Source organism: Deferrisoma palaeochoriense (genome assembly GCF_054656955.1).
Genome location: NZ_BAAHXI010000092.1, coordinates 1 through 9,783, shown reverse-complemented (window position 1 = coordinate 9,783; position 9,783 = coordinate 1). Strand labels below are relative to the sequence as shown.

The window sequence follows — 9,783 nt, the reverse complement described above, 5'->3', positions numbered from 1 at the left end:
GCCTCTCCTTCGGGCCGGTTCTCTCCGGCCCAGCAGTGGGGGTCGGGGGCGTCGAACGAGCCCGTGACGGCGAAGGCCCGGGCCGTGCAGCCGCCCAGGCACTCGCCGTACACGCCGCAGGTGCGGCATTTGCCCTGGGGGGTCTTCTCGCGCATCCTCTGGAGCACCGGCGAGGTGCGCCAGAGCTCGTCCAGGGGGGTTTCGAGGAGGTTTCCGGCCGAGACCGGGATGAACCCGCAGGGGGTCACCTCGCCGTCGGGCTCCAGGTGGAGCGACAGCTTCCCGCAGGTGCTCCCCTTCACCGCCCCGGGTTCGGCCTCGCCCAGGAGGGCCAGGATCGGGTCGTCAAAAGCGAGCTTGGCGGGGGCCTCGGCCCGCCAGGCCAGGGCGTCCTCGTAGAACCGCCGCCACTCGTCGGGGGAAAGGTCGAGCTCGGCCCGGTTCTCGGCCCCCCGGCCCGAGCATTTGAAGTTGTGGAGGTACACCGTGCCGACCCCCCGCGCGGCCGCGAGTTCCACGATCCGGCGGTAGGAACCCACGTTGTCCCGGTGGATCACGGCCGAAACGGTGGAGGCGACCCCGGCCTCCCGCAAGCACTCCAGGGCGGCCAGGGCCCGGTCGAAGCTCCCGGGACGGCTTCGGAACGCGTCGTGGACCTCGGCCGTGGCGCCGTCGAGGCTCACCCCCACCGAGGCGAACCCGGCCTCCCGGATGCGGGCCGCGGCGTCGGCGTCGAGAAGCCACCCGTTCGTGTTCATGCTGACCCGGAGGCCCCGGTCGGCCGCGGCCCGGGCCACGGTCCAGAGGTGGGGGTAGAGCAGGGGCTCCCCGCCCCCGAAGTTCACGAACAGCACCCGGCACCGGGCGAGCTCGTCCACGAGGGCGAGCACCTTCTCCAGGGGGAGTTCCGGCCGGTGGAGCCCCCGGGAGTAGCAGTGCCGGCACGAGAAGTTGCAGGCGTAGGAGAGGGTCCAGTTGACGGTGAGCGGTGCGGTGAGTTCCACGGGTCAGGCGTCCTCGGCCACCAGCCAGCCCCGCGCGAGGCAATCGGCCACGAAGGCCTCCACGTCGGCCCGGATCTCCTCGGCCGGGGCGTCGTAGCGCCGGGCGAGTTCGGCGGCGATGGCCGCCTCGTCTCGGGTGCCGTCCGCGAGGAGCCAGATCTCCCCGGCCAGGAGGTTGAGCTGGTGCATCTGGCCGCCGTCGATGAGGAGCACCCAGCCCTCGTCCCCGGCCGGCTCGCCCTTTTCGAGGGCGGCCACGATCCGGTCGCGGGCGGCGGGTTCGTCGCGCCAGGCGAGGCGCGGGTTTCGTCGGAGGATCGGCACGGCTATTTTTTCTTCTCCGGCGTGCCCCAGGGCACGGTGAGTTGGGGCTCCACGGTCACCCGGCCCACCCCCTCGGAGTCGGCACCGTCGAAGATCCGCTCGGCGAGCTTGCCCTCGGCGGCGGCCTTCCACCAGTTCTGGGCCGCATCCACGTCGTCGGCCTGCCCCTCGCCGAGCTTGAGATCGTACTCCCGGTTGTCGAAGTTGTTTCGCCGGAGCACCGCGGCTTTCACGCCCTGGCGGAAGAAGATGCCGGTGACGTTCCCCACGAAGACGCTCTCCTCGATCACGGGCGAGCCGTTGAGGCACCGCACCCCGATCCGGTTGTCCTCGAACCGGCACCGCCGGATCACGACCCGGCCGCCCTGGAAGCGGGCCCCGCCGTAGTTCGCCCGGAACACGCAGTCCTCGAAATCCACCGGCGTCTCGTGGCTGTGCACGGCCCAGGGCCCGCGCTCGAAGGTCACGTGGCGGAAGTGGGCCTCCTTGGCCCCCTCCAGCGCGATCATGTCCTCGAACTCGTTGTTCCGAAGGCCCACCGAGGTCAACACGATGGGCGCCTCGGGGGTGCCGAGGGCCACGAGGCTCCCCAGCACCCGGATCCAGGGCTCGGGATCTTTCCCCTCCTCCACCGGGGGCATGTCGAAGAACACCCGGGTGCCGGGCTGGAGGGTCAGGGTGGCCGTCTTGGTCACGATCACCGGCCGGATGAGCCGGATCTCCCCTTGCCAGGTGGTGGGGGCGTAGAGGATGTGCTCGGTCTCGGTGCGGGCCGTCTGGGGCACGGAGATCCGTTTGGGCTGGGGCAGCGAGATGCACCCCGCAAGCCCCGCCAACGCCACCGCCGCCGCCCAGCATCGTATCCGCCGATCCATCGCCCGCCTCCTTTCGGCAAGTTGCGCTAGGACGCTCGGAGGCTGGGACGCTGGGAGGCTTGAAACCCTCCCCGATCTTCCAGCGCTCCAAGCGTGACCACGCCTCTTTGGCGCCATCTCACAGTCCGGGGGCATGGGGCCTCCGGGGGAGCCGCGTGCGACGCTTCGGCTCGACGCGCCCCCGGAACGTCTGCCCCCTTGTCGAGCCCCAGGGCCATCCGCTGGTTCCGCTCGAACCGACGGCGCAGACAACCGGCACGCGAAGGCCCGAGGATCGGATGCGGCGCTCGCAGCCTACCCAAGCGGAAGGCCGGTTCCGGGTCAAGGAGCCCGAACGGAGGCGCCGAGCCCCAGAAGCGCCGCCAGCCCCAAGAGCACCGCCACCTTGCCGGCCGCGGGCACCCCGGCGGCCGTGGCCCCGAGGCCCCAGGCCTGCACCAGGGCCGCCCCCAGGCCCATGCCCACGACCACGGCCGCGGCGTCGAGGTCGCCCTCCCCGGCCCGCACGATCTGGCGGAACGGGCACCCCCCGGCCACCACGGCCGCCAGGCCAACGAGGCCCATCCCCAGGAAGTTCCAGAGGATCTCCAGATGGGCCCCCGGCGGGTCATAATAGCCAAGCCGGAACTGGCCCGTAAACCCGTTGGCCAGGCCGGCCGTGAGGAGCAGCGCCCCCAGGGCCAGGGCCGGGCCCCGGCTCCGGGTGAGGAGGATGTCGCGCACCGAGCCGGTGATGCAAAACCGGGAGCGCTGGCAGGCCACCCCGATGGCGAGCCCCGCCCCCAGGCTCGCCCAGATCGGGGCGTGGAGCGCCCCGCCCCCGGAGCGGCTCTCCAGCAGAACCCCGGGGCGGAAAAGGAGGGCCGTGAGCACGAGCGCCGCCGCGACGAGCCCCCCGGGCACGAGCCACGGCACCGGCCGCGGCCGGCCCGCCCCCTCCAGGTCGCCCCGGGCCGCGAGCCGGAGGCCCCCCCACACCCCGGCCACGAGCCCAGCCGCCCCGGCGAGGGCCGTCAGGTCCCCGGCCGCCAACCGGAGCACCATCTTGATGGGGCACCCGATGAACACGGCCGAGCCCACGATCATGAGAAACCCGAGGCCCAGGAGGTGGGCCCCGGCCGCCCGGACCCGGGGCCGGAACTCCCGGGTCGCCAGGGCCGCCGCCGCGCTGCCCAGGAAGAACCCCAGGAGCTCCGGCCGCAGGTACTGCATCCGGGGGTTGGGGTGGAGCCCCAGGGCCCCGACGGCGTTCTCGAGGAAGCAGGAGATGCAGATCCCGGTGTTGGCCGGGTTGCCCCAGTAGGCCAGGAGGCTCCCGAAGAGCCCCATCAGGGCCCCGGCGGCCAGGATCCAGGGCAGGGACCGATCCCGGGTCATCGGGCGGCGACCTCCGGCCGAGAGGGGCGCACCCCCGGCCGGGCCGCGGCCCGGCGACCCGCGGCCGACGTGCCCCTGGCCCCCCTCATTCGCACCCCCCGGCGAGCCGGCGCTGGAGCGCGTAGAGCTTTCGCACCTCCGGCGGGGGGTCCTGGGCCCACGGGCCGCTCCGGATGGCCTGGAGCCGCTCGGCCATCACGGCGCCCGACCGAAACGGCCCGGTGCGGTCGGCCGCGGCGGGGTTTTCGTCCACGGCCCGGGCGTACCGGGCCACGGCCTCGGCCCAGGCGCCCCGGCGGTAGGCGGCCTCCCCGAGCCAGAACCAGGCCCAGGCCGGGTGCGGTCCGGCCTCGGCCCGGCGGCGGAGTTCCAGCACCGCGGCCGCGTCGTCGCCCGCCTCGAGCCGGGCCACGGCGTCCCGGTAGCTCGCCTCCACGGCCGCGGGGTCCACCCGGGCGGCGCAGGGATCGGGCCGGGCCCGGGCGTCCCGGCCGAGTCCCGGCAGCTCGAGGGCGGCCCAGGCGGCAAAGAGGGCGGCCAGCCCCACCAGCACCCAGCGTTCCCGGTCCACGGCCTCAGTACTCCTCGTAGGGGGGCAGCTTGGCCCGCTTGGCCCAGGCCCGGATCCGGTCGTAGTCCGCATCGGTCACGGCCTCGAACCCGGTTACGAGGGCCCGCCGGAGCACCCGGAGCTTCTCGCCCCCCACCTCGGCCGTGGTCTCCGGGGTCAGGGCCAGAAGGGCGTCGCGCACCCGGTCCACCCATTCCCCGGGCACGTCGGGCCGGGCGCCCACGGTGCAGTAGGGGGCGAGGTCGCTCTTGGCCAGGATCACGAAGTCGTCGGGCGCGATCTTGCCCTCGGCCGTCATCTCCTCCAGGTCGATCATGGGCGCGGCTCCGGCGTCGAAGGCGCCGTAGAGGACGCCGTAGATCACCTTCTCGTGCTTCCAGGAACCGTGGGGGATGGCGTAGTAGCCGAGATCGGTCTCGGGGTCGATGCCGTTTTCCAGAAGCAGCGCGTACTGGGCCAGGAACCCGAAGGGGGCCCACTGGGGCCCGAACACGAACCGCTTGCCCTTGAGGTCGGCCAGGGTGCGGATGTCCGCGCCCTTGCGGGCGATCACGGCGCCCAGGGTCCGGGCGCCGAAGGCCCCGCGCTTTTCCGCCGCCACCACCCGCAGGCTGTGGCGCTCGTGGAGGGTCACGTACAGCGTCGAGTTCGTGTGGGTGAAGTCGAGCTCGCCCCGAACGTAGGCCTCCTCCACGTCCACCGTGTCGAGGTACACCGGGTCGAACCGGGCGCCCGTGGCTTCGGAGAGGTAGGCCGTGAGGGGGGCGAACCGGGCTTCGGTCTCGGCCCGGGAGTTGCAGATCATGTACCCGATCCGAAACGTGCGGGGTTCCCGGCACCCGGCGAGGAGCGCCGCCAGGGCGAGCGCCACGGCGACCCTACGGCGCATCGAGCACCACCTTGCGAGCCGCGGCCCGGGGCGTGTCGGCCGAACCGGCCGCGGCCCGGTAGGCCTCGGAGCCGAACAGGGCCGGCATGCGACCCAGGGCCCGCTCCACCAGGGTGAACCGGAGATCGTCGAGCACCTCGGGCCGGAGCCAGAACGACGCGGGCCCGACGCCGGGCACGACCCCGGCCGACCGGACCACCAGGCCCTCTGGCGTCCCGGCGCCCGCGGGAACCAGGGCCACGTCGGCCCGGCCTTCGGCCACCTCCGCTCCCGGGTCCGGGGCTTCCACGAACTCCACCCCGGTGCCGGCCCGGTCCTCCACGTAGTAGCCGAACACGTAGGCCGCAAGCGGGGCTGGGCCGCCCACGGCCACCTTCAGCCGCGGACCGAAGCAGGCCGCGGCCGGGCCCGCCGCAACCAGCGCGGCCACCAGGGCCGCCGCGAGGAGTCGCGCCATCACACCACCTTGCCGGGGTTCAGGATGCCCAGGGGGTCGAAGGCGGCCTTGATCGAGGCCATGAGCGCCAGGGCCCGCTCCGGAAGGAACCGTTGGAGGTGGGGTTTCTTGAGCACCCCGATGCCGTGCTCCCCCGAGGGGAGCCCCCCGAGGCGGCGCACGGCCTCCATGACCTCGTCCAGGGCCCGGGGCAGGCGCTCGGCCCAGTCGGCCTCCGAAAGGTCCTGCCGCAGGAAGTTCACGTGCACGTTGCCGTCGCCCGCGTGGCCGAAGTTCGCGGCCACGAGCCCGTGGCGCCGGCCGGCCTGCCGCACGGCCTCCACGAGCTCCGGCACCCGGGCCCGGGGCACCACCACGTCGGCCTTGCCGAGTTGCCGGCCCCAGGCCCGCAACGCCTCCCCGAGGCACCGGCGGCTCTCCCACAGCCGGTCGCGCTGGCCCGGGTCCTCGGCCGCGAGCACGTCCAGGGCCCCGTGGCCCTGGACCACCTCGGCCACCCGTTCCATCTCGGCGTCGAGATCCCGGCCGTCCAGTTCCACGAAAACATACGCCCCGGCGGCCGGGCCGCCGGGGAGGTCGCGGCCGAGGTACCTCCGGGCCGCCTCGATGGTTACGTCGTCCATGAACTCGGCGGCGGCCGGCACCACACGGGCCCGCAGGATCGCGGTGACCGCCCGGGCGGCCTCGTGGATGGAGGGGAACGGGGCGAGGAGCACCACCTCCCGCTCCGGCCGGGGCACGAGCCGCAGGGTGATCCGGGTGATCACCCCGAGCGTGCCCTCGCTGCCGATGAAGAGGTCCTTCAGGTGGTAGCCGCTCGCGTCCTTGACGTTCTTGCCCCCCACCTCCAGGACCTCGCCGTCGGGCAGCACGGCCTCCAGGCCCAGCACGTAGTCGCGGGTGGTGCCGTACTTCACGGCCCGGGCGCCCCCCGCGCCCACGGCCACGTTGCCGCCGATGGAGCAGCTCTCCAGGCTCGCCGGGTCCGGGGGGTAGAAGAGCCCGAACTGCCGGGCCTCCTCGTCGATCCGGGCCGTGACCACCCCGGGCTCCACCGTGATCGTGAGGTTCTCGGGGTCGAGCTCCAGGATCCGGTCGAGGCGCTCCAGGCTCAGCACCACCCCGCCCCCCACGGCCACGGCGCCCCCGGCCACCCCCGTGCCGGCCCCCCGGGGGACCACGGGAAACCGCCCGGCCGAGGCCCACCGGAGCACCTCGGCCACCTCGCCGGCCGACCGGGGTCGGACCACGGCCCAGGGGAGGGCCTCGAGCACGGTGGACTCGTCGCGGCTGTAGCGCTCGAGGGTGCCCTCGGCCCACGACACCCGGCCCTCGCCGAGGCGCCCGGCCAGGGCCCGGAGGTCGCGCTCCGTGGGGCGCTGCAAAACGGCCCCGGGGGCTGCCCCGGGGCCTCGGGTTCCGTCTCGGCGGTGGGGCGTCACAGGGACAGGATCACGGTCTGGGCCTCACCGGTGCGGGTGTTGCGGATCCGCAGGCGAAGCTGCCGGGGCGTTTTGGCCTCGGCCGGGAAGAACAGCACCCCGTGGCTTAGCGTGCCGGGCTCGATGGGTTTGTTCTCCAGGGACCGGTTGCGCAGGTCTTCCCGGATCGAGCGGCCCACCTCCGGGTCCTGGTGACCCTTGGCCCCGCCGAGCACGGCGCCGCCGGCGCCGCCCACGGCCGCGCCCTTGCCCGCGGCCTCGGGGACGCTCTTGCCGGTCACGATGCCGATGGCCGCGCCCACGATCGCCCCGGCGGCCGCGCCCAGTAGGGCCCCCTTGCCCGCCTCGGGCGCGATCTCGCCCCACTCGGTCTTGTCTTGGATCCGCTTGTAGGCGAGCCGCTGGTCCAGCACGTTCCAGAGCTGGCCCTGGGCGTCCATGAGGAAGGTCTGCTCGGGCACGATCTCCACGGGGTCGGCACCCTGGTGGTCGAACACCACCTGCACCGGCAGCACGCCGGCCCCCACGATGTCGAACCCGAAGAGTTCCTTGGCCCGGGCCGGGTCGGCGTGGGCCTCGGCCGCCAGGTTCACCCCGAACACGGTGGTCGCGTTGGGGTACGCGGCCGGCACCCGCACCGGAAGCGGCTTTTGCTCGTACCGGGAACAGGCCACGGCCAGGACGGCCGCCAGCACCACCGCGGTCACACGCATCCGACGCATTTCGTTCCCTCCCCGCGGGGGTTGCCCCGCGCGTTCGACTCGGTACCCTGGAGTGCCATGACCGGCCACCCCTTCGCCCCCGATCCGTGGCTCGCGGCCCATGCCCCCCTGCTTCGGTGCCTCCCGCCCGGGCCGGTTCTCGATCTCGCCTGCGGCAACGGCCGAAACGCCCTGTGGATTGCCGGGATCGGCCGGAACGTCCTGGGCCTCGACCGGGACCTGGGCCGCCTGGGGCAGGGGGCGGCGCGGGCCCGACAACTGGGTCTTCCGGCCCGGTTCGCCGCCTGGGACCTGGAGGCGGCCGACCCGCCGCCGGGGCCCTGGGCCGCGGTGCTCCTCTTCCACTACCTCGACCGGGACCGGTTCCCCCGGCTCCCGGATCTCCTGGTGCCGGGCGGCCTCATCGTGGCCAAAACCCACCTCGGCCACGCCTTGCGGCCGCCCGGGTCCCGCCCCCGGCGGCCGGCCTACCTTCTGCGATCGGGCGAGCTGCCCGGGCTTTTCCCGGGCACCCGGGTGTTGACCTACGCCGAGTGGGCCGACCGGCGCGGCGCCTACGCCGGGCTCGTGGCCCGGCGCTACTCCTCGTAGGCCACCACCCGCAACATGCCGATCGTCGCGCCCGAGTCGTCGGTGACCGGCATGTCGCTCACGCCGAGGAGCCGAGCCTGGGGCCGCTCGGCGAAGAACCGGTTCACCCGCTCGTCGAGCGCCTCGAGCTCCTCGTGGACCCGGAACACCTTCATGTCGGTGCCGAACGTTTTCACCTTGTACATGGGGAACCTTTCCGTCGTCGGTCTTCGGTCAACGGTCGCCGGTCGGGCACAGCCTAATCGACCGCCACGACCTCCTTGACCTCGGGCACGGCCTCGCGGATCACCCGTTCGATGCCCCGCTTCAGGGTCATCTGGCTCATGGGGCACCCGTGACAGGCCCCCTTGAGCCGCACCTTGACCACGCCGTCGTCGGTGACGTCCACGAGCTCGGCGTCTCCGCCGTCGGCCTGGAGGTTCACCCGCACCTTATCCAACGCCGCCTGCACCTGTTCCTTCATGTCCGACTCCTTGGGTCGTATTTTTTACCGGGACGGTCAACGAACCCCAATCTAGCCCCGGGCCCCGGGTGTGTCAAACACCCCGAGGGGGCCAGACGGGGCGATTCGCGGGACTGCCTTGCGCCCTTCTGAAACCGTGGTAGCGTGAACGCGGAGGCCTTGACAATGCTAACCTTGTCGGTTAGCATTCGGGCACTCATCGAAGCCATCCCCTTTTTTCACGTAAGGAGGAAACGTCATGGGCAAGACCACCGAAAACCTGAAGGCTGCGTTCGCCGGCGAGTCCCAGGCCAACCGCATGTACCTCGCCTTCGCTAAGAAGGCCGACGAAGAGGGCTACCCCCAGGTGGCCAAGCTGTTCCGGGCGGCCGCGGCCGCGGAGACCGTGCACGCCCACAACCACTTCCGGGTGCTCGGCAACATCAAGAGCACCAAGGAGAACCTCGAGGCCGCCATCCAGGGCGAGAACCACGAGGTGGTGAACATGTACCCCGAGTTCATCAAGGACGCCGAGGCCGAGGGGGAAACCGGGGCGCTTCGGAGCTTCAAGTGGGCCTGGGAGGTGGAGAAGATCCACGAGGCCCTGTACCGAAAGGCCTTGGAGAACCTGGCCCAGGGCGGGGAGACCTTCGACTACTACGTCTGTCCGGTGTGCGGCTACACCCACGAGCGCACGGCCCCCGACAAATGCCCGGTGTGCGGCGCGCCGGGGAACCGGTTCGAGCGGGTGGAATAGCGCCCACCGGCGGCTCCCAGGCAGGAAGGCGGCGCGGCGTCCCCGGTGGGGCGCCGCGCTTTTTCGTGGGAGCTCGGGCAGGCCACGAGGCGGCCCGTTCGCGAAACGCGCCCCGGGCAATACGTTTGAAGGTAGTAGTAGCGGCCTAGCCGCCAAGCAGCCCAGCCGCCAGGCGGACGTTATTACTCCGGCGGCTAAAGAGACACGGTGGGGGGCGTGGGGCCTGCTGGAGCGCCGGGCGTGGCTCCTACAGTGGCCGGATGCCGCACTCACGCACGGCCGGAAGCAGGCCCCATGCCCTCGCGAGCTCCTTGCGCGCCTCTATTGGCGCC

At 72.8% G+C, this 9,783-nt stretch carries 13 protein-coding genes; 2 read left to right on the top strand and 11 right to left on the bottom strand.

The annotated features are described in order from the left end of the window. From ACYQ8L_RS17200 to ACYQ8L_RS17160, 9 genes are all read right to left on the bottom strand, one after another. On the bottom strand, nucleotides 1–1,004 hold a 1,004-nt coding region (locus tag ACYQ8L_RS17200), incomplete at its 3' end, for a GeoRSP system radical SAM/SPASM protein (RefSeq protein WP_459943049.1). Between the two features lie 3 nt (nucleotides 1,005–1,007). Then, nucleotides 1,008–1,328 carry a pyrroloquinoline quinone biosynthesis peptide chaperone PqqD gene (gene pqqD / locus ACYQ8L_RS17195; RefSeq protein WP_459943048.1) on the bottom strand — a complete coding sequence of 107 codons (321 nt, stop codon included), beginning with the start codon at nucleotides 1,326–1,328 and terminating at the stop codon, nucleotides 1,008–1,010. Nucleotides 1,329–1,330: 2 nt separating this feature from the next. After that, complete coding sequence (locus tag ACYQ8L_RS17190; protein ID WP_459943047.1) at nucleotides 1,331–2,203, bottom strand: right-handed parallel beta-helix repeat-containing protein; 873 nt, start codon at nucleotides 2,201–2,203, stop codon at nucleotides 1,331–1,333. Nucleotides 2,204–2,524: 321 nt separating this feature from the next. Then, a complete protein-coding gene (gene yedE, locus ACYQ8L_RS17185) occupies nucleotides 2,525–3,580 on the bottom strand; it encodes a YedE family putative selenium transporter (protein WP_459943046.1) in 1,056 nt (351 codons plus the stop codon). A gap of 85 nt (nucleotides 3,581–3,665) precedes the next feature. Continuing rightward, nucleotides 3,666–4,151: a tetratricopeptide repeat protein gene (locus ACYQ8L_RS17180; protein ID WP_459943045.1), complete on the bottom strand. Its 486-nt coding sequence runs from the start codon at nucleotides 4,149–4,151 to the stop codon at nucleotides 3,666–3,668. A gap of 4 nt (nucleotides 4,152–4,155) precedes the next feature. Continuing rightward, on the bottom strand, nucleotides 4,156–5,040 hold the full coding sequence (locus ACYQ8L_RS17175; RefSeq protein ID WP_459943044.1) for a phosphate/phosphite/phosphonate ABC transporter substrate-binding protein: 885 nt from the start codon (nucleotides 5,038–5,040) through the stop codon (nucleotides 4,156–4,158). Next, on the bottom strand, nucleotides 5,030–5,497 hold the full coding sequence (locus tag ACYQ8L_RS17170) for a hypothetical protein (RefSeq protein ID WP_459943043.1): 468 nt from the start codon (nucleotides 5,495–5,497) through the stop codon (nucleotides 5,030–5,032). The genes ACYQ8L_RS17175 and ACYQ8L_RS17170 overlap by 11 nt, the downstream gene beginning before the upstream one ends. Further along, complete coding sequence (locus ACYQ8L_RS17165) at nucleotides 5,497–6,882, bottom strand: FAD-binding oxidoreductase (RefSeq protein WP_459943042.1); 1,386 nt, start codon at nucleotides 6,880–6,882, stop codon at nucleotides 5,497–5,499. Before ACYQ8L_RS17165 ends, ACYQ8L_RS17170 begins: the two co-directional genes overlap by 1 nt. A 53-nt stretch (nucleotides 6,883–6,935) precedes the next feature. Further along, nucleotides 6,936–7,661, bottom strand: coding sequence for a YMGG-like glycine zipper-containing protein (locus tag ACYQ8L_RS17160; protein ID WP_459943041.1), 726 nt, complete (start codon nucleotides 7,659–7,661; stop codon nucleotides 6,936–6,938). Between the two features lie 57 nt (nucleotides 7,662–7,718). On the opposite strand from ACYQ8L_RS17160, the gene ACYQ8L_RS17155 reads away from it, so the two are divergent. Continuing rightward, the gene (locus ACYQ8L_RS17155) at nucleotides 7,719–8,252 is read left to right on the top strand and encodes a class I SAM-dependent methyltransferase (RefSeq protein WP_459943040.1); all 534 of its coding nucleotides are present in this window, start codon (nucleotides 7,719–7,721) and stop codon (nucleotides 8,250–8,252) included. Here ACYQ8L_RS17155 and ACYQ8L_RS17150 read toward each other — a convergent pair. Both ACYQ8L_RS17150 and ACYQ8L_RS17145 read right to left on the bottom strand, forming a co-directional pair. Further along, nucleotides 8,240–8,437: a hypothetical protein gene (locus ACYQ8L_RS17150; protein WP_459943039.1), complete on the bottom strand. Its 198-nt coding sequence runs from the start codon at nucleotides 8,435–8,437 to the stop codon at nucleotides 8,240–8,242. The two genes, ACYQ8L_RS17155 and ACYQ8L_RS17150, sit on opposite strands and share 13 nt — an antisense overlap. A 53-nt stretch (nucleotides 8,438–8,490) precedes the next feature. Then, nucleotides 8,491–8,715 (bottom strand): NifU family protein, encoded by a 225-nt coding sequence (locus tag ACYQ8L_RS17145; RefSeq protein ID WP_459943038.1) that lies wholly within the window; start codon nucleotides 8,713–8,715, stop codon nucleotides 8,491–8,493. A gap of 238 nt (nucleotides 8,716–8,953) precedes the next feature. On the opposite strand from ACYQ8L_RS17145, the gene ACYQ8L_RS17140 reads away from it, so the two are divergent. After that, complete coding sequence (locus tag ACYQ8L_RS17140) at nucleotides 8,954–9,451, top strand: rubrerythrin family protein (protein ID WP_459943037.1); 498 nt, start codon at nucleotides 8,954–8,956, stop codon at nucleotides 9,449–9,451. The last annotated feature ends 332 nt before the right edge of the window (nucleotides 9,452–9,783 follow it).

Coding starts and splice junctions, on each gene's coding strand:
- ACYQ8L_RS17175 (WP_459943044.1), bottom strand. CDS start 5,040: ATGCGCCGTAGGGTCGCCGTGGCGCTCGCCCTGGCGGCGCTCCTCGCC.
- ACYQ8L_RS17145 (WP_459943038.1), bottom strand. CDS start 8,715: ATGAAGGAACAGGTGCAGGCGGCGTTGGATAAGGTGCGGGTGAACCTC.
- ACYQ8L_RS17190 (WP_459943047.1), bottom strand. CDS start 2,203: ATGGATCGGCGGATACGATGCTGGGCGGCGGCGGTGGCGTTGGCGGGG.
- ACYQ8L_RS17160 (WP_459943041.1), bottom strand. CDS start 7,661: ATGCGTCGGATGCGTGTGACCGCGGTGGTGCTGGCGGCCGTCCTGGCC.
- ACYQ8L_RS17150 (WP_459943039.1), bottom strand. CDS start 8,437: ATGTACAAGGTGAAAACGTTCGGCACCGACATGAAGGTGTTCCGGGTC.
- ACYQ8L_RS17155 (WP_459943040.1), top strand. CDS start 7,719: ATGACCGGCCACCCCTTCGCCCCCGATCCGTGGCTCGCGGCCCATGCC.
- yedE (WP_459943046.1), bottom strand. CDS start 3,580: ATGACCCGGGATCGGTCCCTGCCCTGGATCCTGGCCGCCGGGGCCCTG.
- ACYQ8L_RS17140 (WP_459943037.1), top strand. CDS start 8,954: ATGGGCAAGACCACCGAAAACCTGAAGGCTGCGTTCGCCGGCGAGTCC.
- ACYQ8L_RS17170 (WP_459943043.1), bottom strand. CDS start 5,497: ATGGCGCGACTCCTCGCGGCGGCCCTGGTGGCCGCGCTGGTTGCGGCG.